At 36.1% G+C, this 20,390-nt stretch carries 20 protein-coding genes and 1 other RNA gene; 10 read left to right on the top strand and 11 right to left on the bottom strand.

What is annotated here, in order from left to right:
* Window positions 1-43 precede the first annotated feature (43 nt).
* Complete coding sequence (locus tag B5X51_RS11605) at window positions 44-1,675, bottom strand: ABC-F family ATP-binding cassette domain-containing protein (RefSeq protein WP_079721346.1); 1,632 nt, start codon at window positions 1,673-1,675, stop codon at window positions 44-46.
* Window positions 1,676-1,851: 176 nt separating this feature from the next.
* On the opposite strand from B5X51_RS11605, the gene B5X51_RS11600 reads away from it, so the two are divergent.
* Entirely contained in the window at window positions 1,852-3,270 is a 1,419-nt protein-coding gene (locus B5X51_RS11600) for a TlpA family protein disulfide reductase (RefSeq protein WP_079721345.1), read from the top strand.
* 148 nt (window positions 3,271-3,418) lie between these two features.
* Here B5X51_RS11600 and fsa read toward each other — a convergent pair whose 3' ends face one another.
* From fsa to ffs, 3 genes are all read right to left on the bottom strand, one after another.
* Window positions 3,419-4,075 carry a fructose-6-phosphate aldolase gene (gene fsa, locus B5X51_RS11595; RefSeq protein WP_079721344.1) on the bottom strand — a complete coding sequence of 219 codons (657 nt, stop codon included), beginning with the start codon at window positions 4,073-4,075 and terminating at the stop codon, window positions 3,419-3,421.
* Between the two features lie 38 nt (window positions 4,076-4,113).
* A complete protein-coding gene (locus B5X51_RS11590; RefSeq protein ID WP_079721343.1) occupies window positions 4,114-4,935 on the bottom strand; it encodes an SDR family oxidoreductase in 822 nt (273 codons plus the stop codon).
* 44 nt (window positions 4,936-4,979) lie between these two features.
* Window positions 4,980-5,078: signal recognition particle sRNA small type (ffs, locus tag B5X51_RS11585), an RNA gene on the bottom strand.
* Between the two features lie 87 nt (window positions 5,079-5,165).
* On the opposite strand from ffs, the gene B5X51_RS11580 reads away from it, so the two are divergent.
* From B5X51_RS11580 to B5X51_RS11570, 3 genes are all read left to right on the top strand, one after another.
* Window positions 5,166-6,233 carry a glutaminyl-peptide cyclotransferase gene (locus tag B5X51_RS11580; protein ID WP_079721342.1) on the top strand — a complete coding sequence of 356 codons (1,068 nt, stop codon included), beginning with the start codon at window positions 5,166-5,168 and terminating at the stop codon, window positions 6,231-6,233.
* Window positions 6,233-6,637, top strand: a complete 405-nt coding sequence (locus tag B5X51_RS11575) for an acyl-CoA thioesterase (RefSeq protein WP_079721341.1) — start codon at window positions 6,233-6,235, stop codon at window positions 6,635-6,637. Before B5X51_RS11580 ends, B5X51_RS11575 begins: the two co-directional genes overlap by 1 nt.
* Before the next feature lie 196 nt (window positions 6,638-6,833).
* A complete protein-coding gene (locus B5X51_RS11570) occupies window positions 6,834-7,196 on the top strand; it encodes a DoxX family protein (RefSeq protein WP_079721340.1) in 363 nt (120 codons plus the stop codon).
* Window positions 7,197-7,244: 48 nt separating this feature from the next.
* Here the strand turns inward: B5X51_RS11570 and B5X51_RS11565 are convergent, their stop codons facing one another.
* Window positions 7,245-8,519 carry a serine hydroxymethyltransferase gene (locus tag B5X51_RS11565; protein ID WP_079721339.1) on the bottom strand — a complete coding sequence of 425 codons (1,275 nt, stop codon included), beginning with the start codon at window positions 8,517-8,519 and terminating at the stop codon, window positions 7,245-7,247.
* Window positions 8,520-8,627: 108 nt separating this feature from the next.
* On the opposite strand from B5X51_RS11565, the gene fahA reads away from it, so the two are divergent.
* Entirely contained in the window at window positions 8,628-9,917 is a 1,290-nt protein-coding gene (gene fahA, locus B5X51_RS11560) for a fumarylacetoacetase (protein WP_079721338.1), read from the top strand.
* Between the two features lie 198 nt (window positions 9,918-10,115).
* On the opposite strand, the gene B5X51_RS11555 is transcribed toward fahA, so the two are convergent.
* Window positions 10,116-10,355, bottom strand: a complete 240-nt coding sequence (locus B5X51_RS11555) for a hypothetical protein (protein ID WP_079721337.1) — start codon at window positions 10,353-10,355, stop codon at window positions 10,116-10,118.
* A gap of 93 nt (window positions 10,356-10,448) precedes the next feature.
* Entirely contained in the window at window positions 10,449-10,838 is a 390-nt protein-coding gene (gene ytxJ, locus B5X51_RS11550; protein ID WP_079721336.1) for a bacillithiol system redox-active protein YtxJ, read from the bottom strand.
* A 181-nt stretch (window positions 10,839-11,019) separates the two neighbouring features.
* On the opposite strand from ytxJ, the gene clpB reads away from it, so the two are divergent.
* Complete coding sequence (gene clpB / locus B5X51_RS11545) at window positions 11,020-13,626, top strand: ATP-dependent chaperone ClpB (protein ID WP_079721335.1); 2,607 nt, start codon at window positions 11,020-11,022, stop codon at window positions 13,624-13,626.
* 71 nt (window positions 13,627-13,697) lie between these two features.
* Here clpB and B5X51_RS11540 read toward each other — a convergent pair whose 3' ends face one another.
* Complete coding sequence (locus B5X51_RS11540) at window positions 13,698-13,883, bottom strand: CsbD family protein (protein WP_079721334.1); 186 nt, start codon at window positions 13,881-13,883, stop codon at window positions 13,698-13,700.
* 121 nt (window positions 13,884-14,004) lie between these two features.
* On the opposite strand from B5X51_RS11540, the gene B5X51_RS11535 reads away from it, so the two are divergent.
* Window positions 14,005-15,099 carry an esterase-like activity of phytase family protein gene (locus B5X51_RS11535; RefSeq protein ID WP_079721333.1) on the top strand — a complete coding sequence of 365 codons (1,095 nt, stop codon included), beginning with the start codon at window positions 14,005-14,007 and terminating at the stop codon, window positions 15,097-15,099.
* A 2-nt stretch (window positions 15,100-15,101) separates the two neighbouring features.
* The gene (locus B5X51_RS11530) at window positions 15,102-15,644 is read left to right on the top strand and encodes a phosphoglycerate mutase family protein (RefSeq protein WP_079721332.1); all 543 of its coding nucleotides are present in this window, start codon (window positions 15,102-15,104) and stop codon (window positions 15,642-15,644) included.
* Between the two features lie 44 nt (window positions 15,645-15,688).
* On the opposite strand, the gene B5X51_RS11525 is transcribed toward B5X51_RS11530, so the two are convergent.
* On the bottom strand, window positions 15,689-16,357 hold the full coding sequence (locus B5X51_RS11525; RefSeq protein WP_079721331.1) for a hypothetical protein: 669 nt from the start codon (window positions 16,355-16,357) through the stop codon (window positions 15,689-15,691).
* 209 nt (window positions 16,358-16,566) lie between these two features.
* Here B5X51_RS11525 and B5X51_RS11520 point away from each other — a divergent pair, with 209 nt between their 5' ends.
* Window positions 16,567-17,382 carry a response regulator transcription factor gene (locus B5X51_RS11520; protein ID WP_079721330.1) on the top strand — a complete coding sequence of 272 codons (816 nt, stop codon included), beginning with the start codon at window positions 16,567-16,569 and terminating at the stop codon, window positions 17,380-17,382.
* 78 nt (window positions 17,383-17,460) lie between these two features.
* Here the strand turns inward: B5X51_RS11520 and B5X51_RS11515 are convergent, their stop codons facing one another.
* Both B5X51_RS11515 and B5X51_RS11510 read right to left on the bottom strand, forming a co-directional pair.
* A complete protein-coding gene (locus B5X51_RS11515) occupies window positions 17,461-18,846 on the bottom strand; it encodes an NAD-dependent succinate-semialdehyde dehydrogenase (RefSeq protein WP_079721329.1) in 1,386 nt (461 codons plus the stop codon).
* A gap of 129 nt (window positions 18,847-18,975) precedes the next feature.
* Complete coding sequence (locus B5X51_RS11510; protein WP_079721404.1) at window positions 18,976-19,719, bottom strand: DUF6503 family protein; 744 nt, start codon at window positions 19,717-19,719, stop codon at window positions 18,976-18,978.
* Between the two features lie 206 nt (window positions 19,720-19,925).
* Between B5X51_RS11510 and smpB the strand changes: the two genes are divergently transcribed.
* Window positions 19,926-20,390: an SsrA-binding protein SmpB gene (smpB, locus tag B5X51_RS11505; RefSeq protein WP_079721328.1), complete on the top strand. Its 465-nt coding sequence runs from the start codon at window positions 19,926-19,928 to the stop codon at window positions 20,388-20,390.

Here is a 20,390-nt window from a genome sequence, read left to right as displayed (position 1 = left end):
CCCGCTATCCGCGGGATTTTTTATTTATATAAATCAAGTTGACTTAAGCCTCTACAGCATACATTTTATCGCGTTGTTCCTTGATCTTTTTATCACTCATATATTCATCAAAAGTAGTATAACGGTCTATGGCTCCACCAGGTGTTAACTCAATTACTCGGTTAGCTACAGTTTGCGCAAATTCGTGATCATGTGTGGTGAACATTACCGTTCCTTTAAAATTCTTCAACGAATTATTAAAAGCGGTAATAGATTCCAGGTCAAGGTGGTTTGTAGGTTCATCTAACATTACAACGTTAGCCCTCATCATCATCATTCGGCTTAACATACAACGTACTTTTTCTCCCCCGGAAAGAACTTTAGAGGTTTTTAATGCTTCCTCCCCACTAAACAACATTTTACCTAAAAATCCGCGAATATATACTTCTTCTCTTTCCTCATCAGTTTTAGCCCATTGTCTAAGCCAATCTACCAAAGTAAGATCATTATCAAAAAACTGCGAATTATCTAGCGGAAGATAAGACTGCGAAGTAGTTACACCCCAGGAACATTTTCCCGCTACAGGCTGCTGATTTCCGTTTATAATTTCATAAAAAGCGGTGGTAGCTCTAGAGTCACGAGAATAAACCACAACTTTATCTCCTTTTGCAAGATTGATATTCACATTCTTAAATAATGTTTCCCCTTCAATTGAAGCTTCCAGGTTTTCTATATTCAGAATTTGGTCACCTGCTTCACGTTCTCGTTCAAAAATAATTGCGGGATACCTTCTGCTGGAAGGCTTTATATCTTCAATATTAAGTTTATCAATCATTTTTTTACGAGAAGTAGCTTGTTTAGATTTGGCTACGTTCGCACTAAAACGCTGTATAAACTCCTGTAATTCTTTCTTCTTTTCTTCAGATTTTTTATTCTGTTGGGCGCGTTGTCTCGCGGCAAGTTGAGAGGACTCATACCAGAAGGTATAATTACCACTGAAATGATTTATTTTTCCGAAGTCAATATCAGAAATATGAGTACAAACAGCATCCAGGAAGTGACGGTCGTGAGAAACCACGATTACCGTGTTATCATAATTAGCTAAAAAATGCTCTAACCAGGAGATGGTTTCATAATCCAAATCGTTGGTAGGCTCATCCATAATTAGCACATCTGGATTCCCAAAAAGTGCCTGGGCTAAAAGCACCCTAACTTTTTGTGTACCGTCCAGGTCTTTCATTAAAGTGGCGTGATATTGCTCTTTTATTCCTAAATTAGAAAGCAAAGAAGCTGCATCACTTTCGGCATTCCAACCGTTCATTTCCTCAAATTCCACTTGTAGAACACCTACCCGTTCGCCATCGGCATCACTGAAATCTTCTTTCATATAGATTTCATCCATTTCCTTTTTGATCTTGGCAAGAGGTTGGTTTCCCAGAATTACAGTTTCCAACACCGGAGTATCGTCATACAAGTTGTGATTTTGCTCCAGTACAGACATTCTTTTACCTGGCTCCAGGTTCACCCTACCAGAAGTTGGCTCAGATTTTCCAGAGAGGATATTAAGGAATGTAGATTTTCCGGCGCCATTGGCTCCAATAATTCCATAGCAGTTGCCCTGGGTAAAAGTGGTGTTCACTTCATCAAACAAAACACGCTTGCCAAATTGAACCGAAAGATTTGATACTGAAAGCATAAAAATATAATTTGAAAATTTTTGCAAAAATAGCCAATATTCAAGACTTATCTAAAGATTAACGTTTTTATTATTCTTTTAACTACTGGTTAACATCCGGTAGAAAGCCCTAGAACTATATTTGTGGTTGCTGCTGTTTTAGCGGTATTTGAAGTCCCTAGTTCTTAAAGATCTGCATGAAATATTATTTACTTTTTTTTCTTATCGGATTTCCATTGCTTACTGGTTGCAACGACTCTAAAAAAGACCAGGAAGGAACTTTTATTGGAGGGCAAATTATGAACCCCTACAACCCTTTTTTTGTTCTTTCTAAAGACAACAAAACTATTGACACGCTTTTTTTAGATCAAAACAATCAGTTTGGGAAAAAGCTGGAAGGTTTAGAACCGGGAATTTACAGCTTTAAGCATCCACCCGAAAACCAGATTATGTATCTGGAACCAGGTGATAGCGTTTTAGTATGGTTAAATACCATGCAATTTGACGAATCACTTAATTTTAGTGGTCCTGGAGCGGCAAAAAGTAGTTTTTTGCTTGATATGTTCCTTAACAACGAAAGGAACAATGATATGATGCTTTCCTATTATAAAATAAATCCAACTGAATTTGCCGGCATCACCGATTCTATTAAAGAATCAAGAAAAAACAAATTAAAGGTCTTAAACGAAAAGGAGCAATTTTCTAAATCTTTTCTGGAACTTGCCAATAACAGTATAGACTACGATTTCTACCACCTACGGGAACGCTATACTTTTTTAGTAAAAAAATACTATAATGAACTAGCCCAACAAATTCCTGACGATTTTAACAGCTACAGGAAAGACCTGAACTTTAACGATACCCAGCTCAAAGAATATTATGGATATCTAAACTTCATTGAAGACCATCTAAGAACTCGCTCTATTGAGCGATGCCTGGATGAACTTGATACTAATTCTAAATGTTTTGAACTTCATTCGGTATCCAATATTCGGTATAGAATTAATCTTGCCGATTCTTTGATTGAAAAAGATGAAATAAAAAATATCTTTATAAATCGATTGGCAATTCAAGGACTTACATTTTCGGATAATGCCGAAAAGATTGATCGTATTTTAGGTATTCTTGAAGACATCGAGTTTAATGGTGCTAATTTTCCCGACCTAAAACAAATTGCAGAGATTCAAAAAAATCTATTGCCCGGGAATAATATAGGCAAGTTACCTTTAATCAATCTAAAAGACGAACTAATTAATTTAGAAGATATTTCAAACAAACCCATTGTTACTTATCACTGGTCTTTGGAGGCACCTGAGCATTATAAATGGCAGCACATTATAATTAACAACTTAAGACAGAAATATCCTGAACTTGAATTTGTAGGAATTAATATTGATGAAGGTTCGAAACAATCCTGGAAAAATACAGTACGGACTTATGCCATGAATAAAGAAAGAGAGTACAAATTAAATTCTCCAGATATTAATATCAATTTATTAAAAAACTATCTTAATAAACTAATATTCCTGGATACAGACGGGACTATAATTAACGGATCTGCACAGCTTAACACCCCCAATTTTGAAAGACAGATTTTGGAGTTTTTAAATAAATAAAAAAGCTATTTAAAAAGTTCTTTAAATTTAATGTCATCCTGAACTTGTTTCAGGATCTAAGGTGTTAGAAGCTGAAATAAATTCAGCTTGACGCGAAGTGATCAGAACTCCTCAAATAGCCTTTCTTGTAAATCTTAATCAGAAGATCTTATTGATTTCCTTTCTTATAATCGGCAAGGAATTTTTCCAAACCAATATCTGTAAGTGGGTGCTTTAGGAGCCCTTCAATAGAAGAAAGTGGCCCGGTCATTACATCTGCACCTAATTTTGCGCATTCCAATACGTGCATAGTGTGGCGTACAGAAGCAGCTAGAATTTCGGTTTCAAAACCATAGTTATCATAAATCAATCTAATTTCAGCAATAAGATTTAGTCCATCTGTAGAAATATCGTCTAAACGACCTATAAATGGAGAAACATAAGTAGCTCCCGCTTTTGCAGCCAATAAAGCCTGTCCTGCAGAAAATACCAATGTACAATTGGTCTTAATCCCATTATCACTAAAATATTTTATCGCTTTAATTCCTTCTTTAATCATAGGAACTTTTACAATAATCTGCTCGTGCAATTCTGCCAATTCCTCACCTTCTTTAACCATTCCATCAAAGTCGGTTGAGATCACCTCAGCACTCACATCACCATCTACAATATCACAAATCTTCTTATAATGTTTGTAAATATTATCTTTCCCGGTAATTCCTTCTTTCGCCATAAGCGAGGGATTAGTAGTCACCCCATCTAAAACGCCAAGTTCCTGAGCCTCTTTTATTTGATCAAGATTAGCAGTATCAATAAAAAATTTCATAATCTATAGTTGTTTGTTAATATGTTGTATTCGCAAATTTATAATTTATAATGCTTTAGCAGCATTTTTTCATAGACTTTATCAGGCAAAATTCGCTTTAAACCAACGGAAAATTTCTGTAGCGCTTCCCCTACTTTGTAATGACCCCGAGGATCTTTTTCCTGAATAATTTTATGTACCGCTTTAGCCATTACAAACGGATCTTTCCCGGCATCTACATCTTCATTCATTAACTTTAAGGTGTTACCGTAAGGTTCTTTGTATGGCGAATCTTCCAAAACAGGCGCGTGATAACGACCGGCCGCAATATTGGTAGCAAAATCGCCGGGAGCTACGTTAGTCATCTTTATATTAAAATCCTTCAATTCCATTCTAAAAGCTTCAGTAGTAAGCTCTAAAGCTCCTTTTGAAGCCGAATAAATTCCGCGAAAAGGCAAGCCCATATAACCGGCAATAGAGGTGATATTTATAATTAACCCGCTGTTTTGTGCTCTCATACCCGGAAGAACCGCTTTTATCACTTTTATAGGGCCAAAATAATTGGTTTCAAAAGCCCTGGCTATCTCCTCATCTGGAGTCTCCTCAATAGGGCCAGTAATTCCAACACCGGCGTTATTTATAAGTATATCGAGTTTACCCTCTTTAGCGATTATTTGCTCTACTGCGGCAGAAATAGTTTCTTTCCTGGTTACATCTAGAGCAAGCATTGCAAAAGGTGGATCAGTTATCTTAGCCGGGTTTCGGCTAGTTCCATAAACCTTAAAATTATGATTAGATAGATAATCGCCTATAGATTTTCCAATTCCGGAAGAAGCCCCGGTTATAAGCACTACTTTTTTAGGAGATGCATTTGTTTTCATAGGCTGCAAAGATGCGATAAAATTTAGAACCTTCTAGAAACAAAAAATGGCAAGCTCCCCACATCACACCGCTACGACCGCTTACCCTTGCTGCGTTCCCGCCCTGGGGGATTCAGCAGGAGCTGGTTGTGTGGGACTTGCCGCTGCAAATATACAATCTTTCCTACTTTGCGCAAGTATTTTTTAAAGTGAATTAAGTATTTTAGCAAGGTATTTAATGAAAAAGATCAATGAACAAATTTAAATTGCTGTCCCTGTTAATATTAGGATTATTTTTTTTTTCCTGCGGAAGTAATTCTGATAAAAAAACTTCTTATTTTAAGTTGAAAACTGATGAAAATAAGACTGAATTTCAACTTGGCGAGACTATTCAAGGCTCTATTGAAAATCTAAAAGATCGCCAAATAGATTCCATTCGTCTGTTTTTTCAACATACCTATCTAGAAACACTCATCCAGGAAACCTCTTTCTCAGTTGCTTTAGAAAACACAAAATTAGGACGCCAAAAACTGGAAGCCATTGTTTTTTCTGAAGGAGAAACCGATACTATTAGCAATAACTTTAAAATATATAATAACCAGGCACCAAAAGCCTACACCTATAAAGTAATCAAAAAATACCCCCACGATAGCCAGTCATATACGCAGGGGTTGGAATTTTATCAGGATACTTTATATGAAAGTACGGGGCAATATGGAAATTCTTCCTTAAGAAAACTTAATCTTGAAACCGGGGAAGTTTTAAATAAAATTAACCTGGACAAAAGCTATTTTGGCGAAGGTCTAACCATACTTAACAATAAACTGTACCTGCTTACCTGGCGCGAAAAAGAAGGTTTGATCTACAACCTGGATACTTTTAAACAAACCGGCACTTTTGGTTATAACCAAAGTAAAGAAGGATGGGGTTTATGTAACGACGGCGAAAAGCTTTATAAAAGTGATGGTACCGAAAAGATTTGGATCTTAGATGCAGAAACGCTTGCAGAAAAGGATTTTATTCAGGTGGCTACCAACACTAAAATTTATTCAAAATTCAATGAGCTGGAATGGGTTGATGGAAAGATTTATGCCAATACTTATCAATTTCCCAGTGTTACTATTATAAATCCAAAAAACGGAGCGATAGAAGGCGTAATAGATTTTAGAGGTTTACGAGAACAATTATCAAACCTTCCAAGTCTTGATCCTCAAAATCATGTTTTAAATGGGATTGCCTATAATCCTAATACTAAAAAACTCTACGTAACCGGAAAAAACTGGGATACAATTTTTGAGGTAAAAATAATAGAAAAATAATGGCTCCAATTCCAGAGATTTTTGAGAAAAACATTCTTGTAAAAGAGAAACATTTAGATGAACAAAATCATGTAAATAACGTGCAGTATGTGCAATGGGTGCAAGATGTAGCTAAAGCACATTGGGAGGCTAGAGCTAGCCAGGAACAAAATCTGCAATTTTTCTGGATCGTTGTTAAGCATGAGATAAGTTACAAACAACAAGCCTTCCTGGGAGACAAAATATTATTACAAACCTATGTAGGCGAAACCTCTAATGTAAAATCTGTTCGTCACGTAATTATAAAAAATGCAGAATCTGAAAAAGTTTTAGTAGAAGCGAAAACAACCTGGGCACTTATGGATCAGGAAAAGAAAAAACCTGCCAGGATATCTGAAGATTTAAAAAGAGTGTTCCAACAATAGAAAAATTTCCTTTTTCTCGATAACTGAGATACCAATGCTTCAAGCCCCGACTAGTAAATACAAAATTTCCATTTAATGCCTTGCGGCTTGCTTTGAGATAATTTACTTATAAAAAGTTTAAGAAACACTCCCAATATTTTGTTTAATCTTTTTAATTAAACAATAAACATTTATATCTTTAGTAAAAACTTAAACTATGGAAACTTTTAAAATTATTCTTCAGCTAATTGTTGGCCTGGGAATTCTTAATGTGTGGCTTTTACGATTTAACAAGAAAACAATTTACAGGGGCGGAGAAGCCGCCAATATGAAAGGTGAATTTCAAGCCTATGGATTACCCGAAAAGACAGTCTATTTAATTGGTTTTATAAAAATCACCTTAGGCTTGATGTTAATTGCCGGAATTTGGCTTGAAAACCTGGTAGATCCTGCTGCAATTGGAATGGCCGCTATGATGATTGGTGCTATAGCAATGCATTTAAAAATTAAAGATAGTTTCAAACAAACTTTGCCAGCCATAAGCCTTCTTGTTATTTGTTTGGTAATTTTATGGTTATAAAAAAAGCCATCCCTAAGAATGGCTTTTTTACTATAATTTTTATTCTTTTTACATTTTAAAAAGAGGTTTTCCTTGCATCATTGTTTTAACCTCCTGCTTTACAGCTTCCAGTTCGCCATCATTATCAATATTAGTAATAACGCGTTCTATAAAGTCAACAATCTTTGGCATATCTGCCTCTAAAAGTCCGCGGGTTGTTACTGCAGCGGTACCTATTCTAATTCCAGAAGTTACAAAAGGAGATTTATCATCAAAAGGCACCATGTTCTTATTCACTGTTATTTCAGCTTTAGTTAAGGCCTCCTCTGCCTCTTTCCCGCTTACATTTTTATTTCTAAGATCTATAAGCATACAATGGTTATCGGTTCCACCGGAAATAACTTCATATCCCTTTTCCATAAAAGCTTCAGCCAGTTTCGCTGCATTCTTTTTTACCTGAACGGTGTAATGCAAAAACTCATCGGTTAAAGCCTCTCCAAAAGCTATTGCTTTTGCAGCAATTATATGCTCTAAAGGCCCACCCTGATTTCCGGGAAAAATTCCGCTATTAAGCAGCGTAGACATTTTTTTTAGTTTACCATTCTTAAGTTTTTGACCAAATGGGTTATCAAAATCTTTTCCCATCATTATAATTCCGCCACGGGGTCCACGAAGGGTTTTATGAGTGGTTGAAGTTACAATGTGGCAATAAGGCATTGGATCACTAATTAATCCTTTGGCTATTAAACCGGCAGGATGTGCAATATCTGCTAACAAAATTGCCCCTACACTATCGGCAATCTCTCTAAATCTCTTATAATCTATTTCTCTTGAATATGCAGATGCTCCTGCAATAATCATCTTAGGCTGTTCTCTTTCAGCAATTTCCGCAACCTGATCATAATCTATAAGTCCGGTTTCTTTATCTACGCCATAAAATACGGGATTGTACAATTTTCCGGAGAAATTAACAGGAGAACCATGTGTTAAATGCCCACCGTGGGATAGATCAAATCCCAGAAATTTATCTCCGGGGTTCAAACAAGTATGAAAAACAGCGGTATTTGCTTGTGAACCCGAGTGAGGCTGCACATTGGCATATTCGGCATTAAACAATTCCTTTAAACGATCTATAGCTAATTGTTCTACTTTATCTACCACTTCACAACCGCCATAATAGCGTTTCCCGGGGTAGCCTTCAGCATATTTATTGGTAAGAACAGAGCCTGCTGCTTCCAAAACCTGGTCACTAACAAAGTTTTCGCTGGCAATTAACTCAAGCCCATTAAGTTGGCGTTCTTTTTCTTCCGCAATTAAATTAAATATTTCGGTGTCTCGTTGCATCTCAAAAGTTTACGTTAAATATTCCTCAAAAGTAAGAAATACATTCGGTTAATAACAGGAAAATAATATATTTGGATTCATTAGATTTCTTAATAAAAACATAAAAACATGCCTATTACAGCTAACAACCCAGATAGAAAAACCTGGCTGGAAACCTCGGAAACCACCGATTTCCCTATTCAGAATATTCCTTTTGGGGTATTCCTAACCCGGGATGATGTAATTACCATAGGCTCCCGTATTGGAGACTTTGCCATAGATCTTGGTGCTTTGCATCAATTGGGGTATTTTGAAGGAATTCCGTTAACCGATGATATATTTTTACAGGATACACTTAATGACTTTATTTCTGACGGAAAAAAAACCTGGCGCCTGGTTCGTAACCGTATCGCCGATATATTTGACGCAAATAATGAAAAATTAAGAGACAACCAGGAGCATAGAAGCCGCGTTCTGTTTACTCTTGATGAAATTGAAATGCAAATGCCAGTTCAGGTTGGTGATTACACCGATTTCTATTCAAGCAAAGAGCACGCTACCAATGTTGGAACTATGTTTCGTGACCCAGACAACGCATTGTTGCCAAACTGGCTACACATTCCTGTAGGTTATCACGGAAGAAGTTCTTCTATAATCCCGAGTGGAATTCCTGTTCACAGGCCACAAGGACAAACCAAACCAAAAGATTCTGACACTCCTGTTTTTGGACCATCAAAAAGAGTAGATTTTGAAGTAGAAATGGCGTTTATTACTACAGATGCCAATCCTCTGGGAGAACCCATCCCAATAGAAGAAGCCGAAGAATATATCTTTGGAATGGTATTGTTTAACGACTGGAGCGCAAGAGATATCCAAGTATGGGAATATGTGCCTTTAGGACCATTCCTTGCTAAGAATTTTGCTTCTTCAATCTCCCCATGGATTGTTACTTTAGATGCTCTAGAGCCTTTTAGAACTGAAGGACCTAAACCTGAAGTAGAATTATTCCCATATTTACAAAGCACCGGGAAGAAAAGCTTTGATATTAACCTTGAGGTTTCCTTAAAACCTGAAAATTCTGAAGAAACCCCGTTGGCAAAGACCAATTTCAAGCATATGTACTGGAATATGAGTCAGCAATTAGCTCACCATACCGTTAACGGTTGCCCGGTAAATTCTGGAGACATGATGGCTTCCGGAACAATTTCAGGAAAAACACCAGATAGTTATGGTTCTATGTTAGAGCTGTCCTGGAAAGGTGAGAAACCAATTAAACTTAAAGATGGTAGCGAACGTAAGTTCATTGAAGACCACGATACAGTTATTATGCGTGGCTATTGCGAAAGCGAAGGCCGTAGAATTGGTTTTGGCGAGGTAAGCAGCCAATTATTACCGGTTTTTGAACCTAAGAAAAAATAGATCTTACATATAATTTTAAAAAAAGCTGTTTGAAAAGCTATTTTAACGTCATCCTGAAAATGTTTCAGGATATAACTTGAGGGAATTAATCACAAGTTAGAAGCTGAAATAAATTCAGCTTGACGGCGATAAAACTTTTCAAACAGCTTTATATATTTAATGAAGTGCCTCTTATTAAAGTAAGCTTCACAACTTATTCTACTTTTTTTTATTTGTCTTTTCTTTTTGAGTCTGATCCATAAACTCCCGTTCTTCCTGAGCACTGGCCTTTTCGGAAGTTTCAGATTTCTCTTTGGCTTTTTTGTCTTTGGAGTCGTTCTTTTTATCAGCTTCCTTTTGTTTTAGATCACGAAACTCATTCTTTTCTCTTTCTTTATCCTCTTGATTTAAGGACTCCCAGTTTTTTTCCAGCTTTTTAATATCTTCCTTCTTCGTCATCGTAATAAATTATTAGTTATTTACTACTAAAAAGATACGAAGGTGATTCCATCAAATTTAGGCAATAAAGAATTTTAACAGGAATTTATCGCCCTAGCTAAGTTCCTTCAGTTTTTCTGCATCAATATCCTGATGGGAAGCGTGGTGAACAACTTTCTCATCACTTAAAACAATAAACTGCGGACTTTCATGTTGTACACTTAATTCGTTAGCAACAGCGTTAGAGACCTCACGGTGTTTTACCAGGTCTAGAAAATATAATTTTACATTTTCCTCTTCTTCGTACTGCTTTTCAAAATTCCTAAGCACCATTTTACTAATTCCGCAGCGTGTAGAATGTTTAAAAATACCAATAAGCTTCTCTTTAGATTCCTCTTTGGCTATAGTTATTTGATCTTTATCGGTTAAATCTGTCCAGGGAAAAGACGACTTTTCCTTCGTCTCATCTCCGTCACCTTTAAATAGTTTATCCAGTAATCCCATAGTTAATTTTCTTTCGTATAAAATTAATTCTTAATAAATTTATTCTGCTCCTCAATTCAAAATTATTTTCAAAATTTTAACCTAAGTGTCAATTTGGCGTTAATTTCAGAATAGAAACGGTCAATTTGTCTTAATATTTTAATGGTATATCAATTGCTTTATTCTTCAAAAAACAACGACTATGAATTTTCAAAACTTTACCATAAAATCACAAGAAGCCATCCAACAGGCTCAGCAGCTTACTCAGGAGATGGGACATCAACAAATTGAAAATGAGCATATTTTTAAAGCAATAAGTATTGTAGATGAAAATGTCGCCCCTTTTCTTTTGAAAAAATTGAACATTAACGTAAGTCTTTTTAACGATATTCTGGATAAAACCCTACAAAGTTTTCCAAAAGTTAGCGGCGGTGATATTGTTCTTTCTCGCGAGGCAGGAAAAGCAGTAAACGAAGCTTCTACTATTGCTAAAAAAATGAAAGATGAGTATGTTTCTATTGAACATCTTATTCTGGCTATTTTTAAATCTTCCAGTAAAGTGGCTCAAATATTAAAAGACCAGGGAGCGACTGAAAAATCGTTAAAAGCAGCAATAGAAGAATTGCGAAAAGGCGATCGAGTGACTTCGCAAAGCGCTGAAGAAACTTATAATGCTTTAGATAAATATGCCATTAATTTAAACCGAATGGCCGAAGAAGGGAAATTAGATCCTGTGATTGGTCGGGACGAGGAAATTAGAAGAATTTTACAAATCCTTTCCCGAAGAACCAAAAACAATCCTATGTTAGTGGGAGAACCGGGTACCGGTAAAACCGCAATTGCCGAAGGTTTAGCGCATAGGATTATTGCCGGTGATATTCCAGATAATCTTAAAGACAAGATAATTTACAACTTGGATATGGGCGCTCTTATTGCCGGTGCAAAATATAAAGGTGAATTTGAAGAACGTCTTAAAGCTGTAATTAAAGAAGTGACCTCCAGCGATGGAAATATCGTACTCTTTATAGACGAAATTCATACCCTGGTAGGTGCCGGCGGTGGCCAGGGCGCCATGGATGCGGCCAACATCCTAAAGCCTGCTTTGGCTCGAGGTGAACTACGTGCGATTGGTGCCACTACCCTGGATGAATATCAAAAATATTTTGAGAAAGATAAAGCCCTGGAAAGAAGGTTTCAAAAAGTAGTAGTAGACGAACCTGATACCGAAAGTGCCATTTCTATCTTACGCGGAATCAAAGAGAAATATGAAACTCACCATAAGGTTAGAATTAAAGATGAGGCCATTATCGCAGCGGTAGAATTATCTCAGCGTTATATCACCAACCGTTTTTTACCAGATAAAGCCATTGACTTAATGGATGAAGCTGCTTCCAAACTACGTATGGAAATCAATTCCAAGCCTGAAGAACTGGATGTTTTAGATAGACGCATCATGCAGTTGGAAATTGAAATTGAAGCCATTAAACGTGAAAAAGACGAAGCTAAACTAAAAGTACTTCGGGCAGAACTGGCTAATTTAAAAGAAGATAGAAACGAGCTACATGCGCGTTGGCAAAATGAAAAAGGGGTAGTAGATAATATTCAGAATTTAAAATCTGATATAGAAAACTTTAAATTAGAAGCTGAACGTGCCGAGCGTGAAGGAGATTACGGAAAAGTAGCTGAAATTCGCTATGGAAAAATAAAAGAAGCCCAGGAAAAACTGGAAGAATTACAAAAAACCGTTGCCGAAAATCAAAATGAAAAATCCCTGATCCAGGAAGAAGTAACCAACGAAGATATCGCCGAAGTTGTAGCCAAATGGACTGGAATTCCGGTAACCAAAATGCTACAAACCGACCGTGAAAAGTTATTGAAACTTGAAGATGAGTTACACAAACGCGTAGTTGGCCAAAACGAGGCTATAATCGCAGTAAGTGATGCGGTAAGAAGAAGTCGGGCCGGTTTACAGGATCAAAAAAGACCAATTGGCTCTTTCTTATTCCTGGGAACAACGGGAGTTGGAAAAACCGAGCTGGCTAAAGCCCTTGCAGAATACTTATTTGACGACGAATCTGCAATGACCCGTATTGATATGAGTGAATACCAGGAAAGACATTCGGTGAGTCGTTTGGTAGGCGCACCTCCGGGATATGTTGGCTATGATGAAGGTGGCCAACTTACCGAGGCTGTTCGTAGAAAGCCTTACTCTGTAGTATTACTTGATGAAATTGAAAAAGCGCACCCAGATACTTTTAATATTCTATTGCAGGTACTGGACGAAGGAAGATTAACCGATAATAAAGGACGCCTGGCAGATTTTAAAAACACCATTATAATTATGACTTCCAATATGGGAAGCCATATTATTCAGGATAAATATGAGAATATGAAAGACCTGGATACCGCAATGGAGTCTGCTAAAACAGAAGTTTTAGCTCTGCTGAAACAAAATGTTCGACCAGAATTTATAAATAGGATAGATGACATTATTATGTTTAGTCCTTTAACCCAACAAGATATTAGGAAAATTGTTTCCCTTCAGCTTAAAGGCGTGAAGAAAATGCTAGAAAAACAACATATTATTCTTGATGCTACCGAAGAAGCAATTAATTTCCTTGCCAGTCGCGGTTTTGATCCGCAGTTTGGAGCCAGGCCGGTAAAAAGAGTTGTACAGCGGGAAGTTTTGAATAAATTATCGAAAGAGATTCTCGCCGGAAATATAAAAACCGACAGTATTATTCTGATAGATGAATTTAATGACGAGTTGGTATTTAGAAATGAAACCAAACAAGTAGAAACATCATAATTCTTTAAATTATTGAACAAAAAAAGGCTGGGTAAAAATTCACCCAGCCTTTTCATTTGAAAAAATAAGAATTACATCTTATCTATTTCGTCTTTTAGTTCTTCTTTAGTCTTACCGGTTTTTTCCTGCAAACGACCTAACATTTCATCAAACTTTCCTTCAGAATAAGTGGTATCATCATCGGTAACTTCGCCATACTTTTGTTTAAACTGACCTCTTACTTGTTTCCACTTTCCTTCTAATTGATCTTCATTCATAATAATTGGTTTTAGGTGTTAATTATAAATACTAATTTACAATATGATGTTCTCCTAAACTCTCAAGAAACTCCCATAGTTCTCTTAAGGATTTGTTATTTTTGAAGCCTAAAATCTTTTGATGAAAAATTTCATTTTATTGCTCCTTTCTCTTAGTCTTTTTAGCTGTGCCACCACTAGAAAGCTTGATAATTCTGTTATTAAACTTCGTTATTTAGACGATTTTGTAATTCCTCAAAACCTTGAAATTGATGGAACCGTGGTTGGTGGACTTTCAGGAATAGATTATCACCAGGGAGACTATTTTTTGGTGTGCGACCAGCCATCCAACCCAAGAATTTATAAGGCTGAAATTTCACTAATAAATCGTTCTATCGATACTGTTTTAATTACAGAGGTGATTAAGCTGAATAAAAATGAAGAGTTTTATAAAAAACATACACCAGATTTGGAAGGCATTCGGTTTGATGCTGAAAATAAAGCTTTTATTGTTTCTGCTGAAGGCTCTATTCAAAATGCAAAAGATCCTTCTGTTTTTAAAATATCTACTGAAGGTAATTTTATTTCAGCCTATAAGATTCCCGATTATTTTAAAGCTTCAGGATCGCAAAAACCAAGGAATAATGGTGTTTTTGAAGGTATCGCTGAAAGTTTTGATAAAACCGGGTATTGGGTTGCTATGGAACTTCCGCTAGAAAAAGATGGTCCAAAACCTAAAATCTATCCTACCAACTCTCCTATTAGAATTACCAAATTCAACAAAAAATCACAGTTGGCAGAAAGTCAATTCACTTATAAACTAGACGGCATTTCAAAACTTCCCATTAACTGGTTTGCGGTAAATGGCGTAACTGAAATTCTTGAATATGCCGAAGATAAATTTCTGGTTTTGGAACGAGCCTACTCGGCAGGTTACGGCTCCAACGGGAACACGGTGAAGATCTTTGATGTAGATGCTTCAAAAGCGACCAATACTTTAGAAATGAAAAATCTCAGAGAATCTGACTATCAAAAAGCAGAAAAAAAATTGGTTTTCGATTTTAAATCGGTGAAAAAATTTCTGACCAAAGAGACCATTGATAATATTGAGGGAATGACTTTTGGTCCCGAATTACCCAATGAGAAAAAATCTTTAATCCTGGTTTCAGACGATAATTTTAGTAGTTTTAGTGACCAAATCACGCAATTTATTCTTTTAGAGCTGGAAATCAAATAAGTATGAAAACCTATTTTTTAATATTAAGCCTTATCTTTTTAACCTCCTGCAATTTTGGAGATAAAGAACCTTCGGAAATTATGGATAATGCTAAAAATCCTTCAGAAGAAATCACTACGTATTATTTTATTAGGCACGCTGAAAAAGATACTACTGATGCAGCGAATAAAGATCCAGAGTTAACTGAAGCAGGCATAAAACGTGCACAAAATTGGGTGAAAACTTTTAAAGATCTGGATTTTGACCTGATTTATAGTTCAGATTATAAACGCACCGTTAATACTGCAAAGCCAATTGCCGAAGATCAAAGTAAAGAAATAAAATTCTATAATACTGAAAAACTCAACGACAAGGATTTTCAGGAAAACACGAAAAACAAAACGGTTTTGGTAGTAGGCCACAGCAACCTTAACCCGGAATGGGTAAATTATATTTTAGGTAAGAAGAAATACCAGGATTTAGATGAAAGCGTTTACGGAAGTCTCTTTATAGTAACTATTCATCCTAACGGAAATCGCACTGCGCAGGTTTTATATTTTGATTAAAACAAGCGAGAAAAAAACAGAATTATAATTTGAATTTTTCCTGCTTAAAAAGAAAAGCCGATACCGATATTAAGAATTAATCCTTTGTAGATCATATCCAGGAAACCACTATCTGCATCCAAACTTAGCTCTTGATTCTCTGTGGTACCATCTTCATATTCAACACGTATGGGCAAACTGGAAGGAAAAGGGTTAAAAGCGTAACCTACCTCTGGTCTAAAATAAAATAAACCACCCCACTTGGCTCCAACTTTAATATTCATGGAATTATTGGAGAAATCTAAATAGCCATCTCCGGAAGAGCCATTTTGATTTTCATCATAATTGGGCAGGTTTCCGTTTAAACTATAATTTGCATAAGCTACACCGGCATATAAACCTTTCCCCGGTTTAAAAAGATAGTAATGAATACCAGCTTCAAAGTATTTAAACTCCTGTTCCATGATTTCCGTTCCCTCTTCGGTTTCAAACCCAAAATCTTCGCCATCCATATTTAATTTCGAATAATCGGCACTTAACGCCAATTTTCTATTTAGAACAGGGAGCACATATTCTAAGTTTGCACTTAATAGGTTTGGAATACCAGATTTAAGCCCGATACGAAAAGGTCTTACATCTTCAAATTCATTTTGTGTTTGCATTTGCTGGGCAAATGAAGCCGGCGAAATCATTAAAGCGAAAACTATAAGAATTAATGGTAAAAAATTCTTCATCGTTAAAAAATTAGTAAACAACTTCGGAGCAAGCTCACGGAGCATTATTATTGGAAAATATAATTTGATTTCGAGGCAAGCCTCTGAGCATTTAATCTCGATTATCGAGTAAATCATTAATAGACTAAAGCTATACATCACTAATTAACAAAACAATACCGCTTTTGAGGTATTTTTTATATATTGTAATAGTTAGAAATTTAACTTTTATGAGTGTGGACTTTAATTCTATTGCCCATTACTGGAAAGAAACTTATAGCCAGGAAGGTGAGAATGCGAAAAAATATGAACATTCTGCTCAATTTAAAAGAATGGTAGATTTTATGGCTCCGGGGAAATCTTATTATTATATCGCTAACTTCCAAAGTTTGGAAATTGAAATGATTTCTGACTCGGTGTGTGATTATATTGATAAAGATAGTGTATCGGAAAATGGTGTTAAATTTCAGGAAATTTTAGATTTGGCACTTCCTGAGGAAATTGAGAAAATAAAGAGAAAGGAACAGGTTATAAGAGATTTTTTTATTGATTTTATCCCTCGCGAAAAAGTTCAGAGTTATAAGGTTCTTTATACTTATGTCCTTAAAGATTACCAAGGTAATCGCAAAGTTATGTTGCAGCAGGCAACCCCGCTTTCCCAGGATTCCAAAGGCCGTTTTATTCATGTTTTTAGCATTCATACAGATATAAGCCATTTAACCAACCAGAGTGTTGAAGAAGTTTCATTTTTAAATATTCGCGGTGGGAAATCTTATTTAAATGTTGCTACCGTGAATGGGAAATTTGAACCACAAAGACCTAATGAAATTTCTGATATAACAGCTTTGCTCTCAAAACGAGAGTTAGAAATCACTAAATTATTAGCGGAAGGTTTAAACGCTGACGAAATTGGGGAAAGACTTTTTATTTCAACACATACTGTTAGAACTCATAGAAAAAATATCCTCAAAAAAACCAATTCTAAAAATACTATTCAATTAGTTGCGCGCAGTATTGCAGCTGGATTAATAACACCAAATTTATAAAAAAAGACCGGGAAAATTTCCCCGGTCTTAATTCCATTATATTCGGAATTCTTATATTTAAAAATTCCAACGCCCTAATTAACCATTAAGGATATTTATCGCTTTAGTGTTTACAAATTCTTTAAGTCCGAAACCACCGTGTTCACGGCCGTAACCTGAATTTTTCACGCCACCAAAAGGCATATTTGGTTGTGCCAGCCCAAATGAATTAATAAACACCATACCGGTATCAAAATGCTTTTTGGCTAGCTCCACCGCTTTATCTACATCTTCAGAGAAAATTCCTCCTCCAAGTCCGAAGCGGCTGTCGTTTGCTATTCGCATTGCATCTTCATCATCTTTGGCTTTAATTAAAGAAGCGACTGGGCCAAAAAGCTCATCGTCGTAAGCCGGTTGTCCCGGTTTTACATTTGCCAGCACTGTAGCAGGGTAATAATAACCATCTCCATCTGGAATATTACCTCCACACAAGACAGCCGCGCCTTTTTTAACGCTATCTTCTACCTGCCCATGAAGTTCTTCTCGTAAGTCCTTTCGTGCCATTGGCCCTAAATCACTTTCTTCGCTTGTTGGATCTCCAGCTTTTAAGCTCTTCATTTTTTCAACAAAAGCTTCCTTGAATTGCTCATATACTTTTTCTACTACAATAAATCGTTTGGCAGCAACACAGGTTTCACCATTATTATAAACTCTTCCCTGTACACACCATTTTACGGCTTTATCAACATCTGCATCTTCCAGCACCATATAGCCATCATTAGAACCAAGTTCAAGAACGGTTTTCTTTAAAGCAGCACCTGCTTTTTCACCTATTATTTTTCCGGCACCAGGACTTCCGGTTAAGGTAACACCACGTACCAGGTTATGCTCAATTATAGAATCTGACTGATCATGATCTATCAAAATAACCTTAAAAAGATTTTTTGGTAAACCTGCTTCATTAAATATTTTTTCAATTAGCAAACCAGAACCAGTTACACTCTCGGCGTGTTTCAACAAGACTCCGTTTCCAGCCATAAGGTTGGCAATAGCGTAACGGATAACCTGGTAAGCAGGGAAATTCCAGGGTTGTATTCCGTAGATTACTCCAAGTGGCGAGTAAGTAACTATGCCGCGACCACCATCTGGTAATTCGCGTTCTTCATCCTTTAAATTTTCTGGACCATTTGCGGCAGTCCACTCACAGATACCGGCACAGAGATCAACTTCCTGTTCTCCCTGCTTTAGAAGTTTACCCATTTCAGAAGTCATTAACTTCACCAATTGGTCCTTATGCTCCGTTATTTTTTCTCCAATGGCTTTTATTACTTCAGCTCTCTGTTTTGGAGATTTTAGTTTCCATTTCAAAAATGCTTCGTGACATTCTTCCACCGCATTTTTTGCTTCCTGATCTGTAAAATAATCGTAAGTTTCTAATTCTTTTCCCGTAGCGGGATTAATAGTTTTTAATGCTTTCTCTTTCATAACTCTACTTTTTTTTGTAATTTACAAGTTAGGAAGAGTAATAAGGAACAAGGTGTAAGACGCTGTTAAAGCTTTTAAAACAGCACGTTAATTATGAGGAATTAACAATTAAGAATTCTTAAAAGTTTTTTATTCCACAAGTCCTACCTGAATATTCTTAGTTTCAATTTTAGACAGTAATTCCAATTGCCTGGCTTCATATAGATCATCCAAATTACTTAATGGAGTACTTAGGTCGTCGATTTTATAATTTTCATAATCTACAAAGCGAATTCCTTCTATAGTTCGTGGGTTATAAGCTTTTCTAAAACGCAATCCTCCATCATTAACCTCAAAACTATAAGCGAGATAATCTACATGATAGCTTTGGGTACCTATCCAATACATATACACATCTTCGTGATCTTCCCCGCCGCCTTCCGCATCAAAAGTGACTTCTATCTCGTAATACTCTTTGTTATCAATAGTATCCTTTCCTATCAATTTCTTATTTACGGCATCATCGTTTAAGCCAAAAGGTAACTGTACAAAGTAGTGAACTGAATTCACCGAATTTGCATAGACCGTTTTCATAGAATCTGTAAGTTTAACCACCGTATCTTTATAATATCTTGTGAAACCATTGTTATCTACAATATCCCGATATTGATTTCCGGTAGAATCGGGAATAATACGCTCCAACTCATAGTCTCCGCCTGTACGCTTGCTCCTATAGCTTCCTTTTCTAAAGTCAAACTTAATTTCAGCATTTTTATAGCGTTCCCCACCTGCCTTAGCAATAGCTTTATCAATAATTTGCTGTGCACTTTCCTGTTTAGAATTACAGGCATAAGTCAATGAGATAATAATAAGTCCTAATACGTACTTTTTCATTTCTTCAATATAAATATTTAAAGACAGCAAAGGTAATTAAAACCTGTTTACAAGCAGAAAATGCTGACCAAGATCACAAAGAGAATATCATACTAGTGAACTTTAGCAGCAAATAATTACATTTTGATGAAAGTTAATGGGATATTTTGTTACGAATTTGATAAACATAGAGAAAGTTTCTATAATGCTTCCTATTTTTGTTGATTATGAAGAAGACTACCAACACCATAAATATAAAAAACCGAAAGGCAAGATTTGAATATGAGATTCTCGATAAATACGTGGCCGGAATTAAACTGGCCGGTACCGAAATAAAAGCAATTAGGCAGGGAAAAGCCTCTATTGCAGAAAGTTTTTGCGAGTTTCAGAATAACGAACTTTTCGTGATTAATATGCACGTTGAAGAATATTCTCACGCCACCCACTTTAATCATAATCCTAAAAGCGAGCGTAAGCTATTATTACAGCGCCGCGAATTGAGAAAATTAGAAAAGGAAGTAAGAAACTCAGGACTTACCATTATCCCGCTGCGCGTTTTTATTAATGATCGCGGACTTGCGAAAATGCAAATTGCACTGGCAAAGGGTAAAAAACTTTACGATAAACGGGAAACAATAAAAGATAGAGAGAGTAAACGAAAACTGGACAGGATCAAGAAAGAATACAACTAA

This window comes from Salegentibacter holothuriorum (genome assembly GCF_900168045.1).
GTDB classification, from domain to species: Bacteria; Bacteroidota; Bacteroidia; order Flavobacteriales; family Flavobacteriaceae; genus Salegentibacter; species Salegentibacter holothuriorum.
This window is presented reverse-complemented; position numbering and strand designations above follow the sequence as displayed.

Coding starts and splice junctions, on each gene's coding strand:
- B5X51_RS11570 (WP_079721340.1), top strand. CDS start 6,834: ATGGAAACTTTTAAAATTATTCTTCAGCTAATTGTTGGCCTGGGAATT.
- B5X51_RS11515 (WP_079721329.1), bottom strand. CDS start 18,846: ATGAAAGAGAAAGCATTAAAAACTATTAATCCCGCTACGGGAAAAGAA.
- B5X51_RS11565 (WP_079721339.1), bottom strand. CDS start 8,519: ATGCAACGAGACACCGAAATATTTAATTTAATTGCGGAAGAAAAAGAA.
- B5X51_RS11530 (WP_079721332.1), top strand. CDS start 15,102: ATGAAAACCTATTTTTTAATATTAAGCCTTATCTTTTTAACCTCCTGC.
- B5X51_RS11540 (WP_079721334.1), bottom strand. CDS start 13,883: ATGAATGAAGATCAATTAGAAGGAAAGTGGAAACAAGTAAGAGGTCAG.
- B5X51_RS11555 (WP_079721337.1), bottom strand. CDS start 10,355: ATGACGAAGAAGGAAGATATTAAAAAGCTGGAAAAAAACTGGGAGTCC.
- B5X51_RS11575 (WP_079721341.1), top strand. CDS start 6,233: ATGGCTCCAATTCCAGAGATTTTTGAGAAAAACATTCTTGTAAAAGAG.
- fsa (WP_079721344.1), bottom strand. CDS start 4,075: ATGAAATTTTTTATTGATACTGCTAATCTTGATCAAATAAAAGAGGCT.
- B5X51_RS11600 (WP_079721345.1), top strand. CDS start 1,852: ATGAAATATTATTTACTTTTTTTTCTTATCGGATTTCCATTGCTTACT.
- smpB (WP_079721328.1), top strand. CDS start 19,926: ATGAAGAAGACTACCAACACCATAAATATAAAAAACCGAAAGGCAAGA.
- B5X51_RS11525 (WP_079721331.1), bottom strand. CDS start 16,357: ATGAAGAATTTTTTACCATTAATTCTTATAGTTTTCGCTTTAATGATT.
- B5X51_RS11590 (WP_079721343.1), bottom strand. CDS start 4,935: ATGAAAACAAATGCATCTCCTAAAAAAGTAGTGCTTATAACCGGGGCT.
- B5X51_RS11535 (WP_079721333.1), top strand. CDS start 14,005: ATGAAAAATTTCATTTTATTGCTCCTTTCTCTTAGTCTTTTTAGCTGT.
- B5X51_RS11580 (WP_079721342.1), top strand. CDS start 5,166: ATGAACAAATTTAAATTGCTGTCCCTGTTAATATTAGGATTATTTTTT.
- clpB (WP_079721335.1), top strand. CDS start 11,020: ATGAATTTTCAAAACTTTACCATAAAATCACAAGAAGCCATCCAACAG.
- fahA (WP_079721338.1), top strand. CDS start 8,628: ATGCCTATTACAGCTAACAACCCAGATAGAAAAACCTGGCTGGAAACC.
- B5X51_RS11520 (WP_079721330.1), top strand. CDS start 16,567: ATGAGTGTGGACTTTAATTCTATTGCCCATTACTGGAAAGAAACTTAT.
- B5X51_RS11605 (WP_079721346.1), bottom strand. CDS start 1,675: ATGCTTTCAGTATCAAATCTTTCGGTTCAATTTGGCAAGCGTGTTTTG.
- B5X51_RS11510 (WP_079721404.1), bottom strand. CDS start 19,719: ATGAAAAAGTACGTATTAGGACTTATTATTATCTCATTGACTTATGCC.
- ytxJ (WP_079721336.1), bottom strand. CDS start 10,838: ATGGGATTACTGGATAAACTATTTAAAGGTGACGGAGATGAGACGAAG.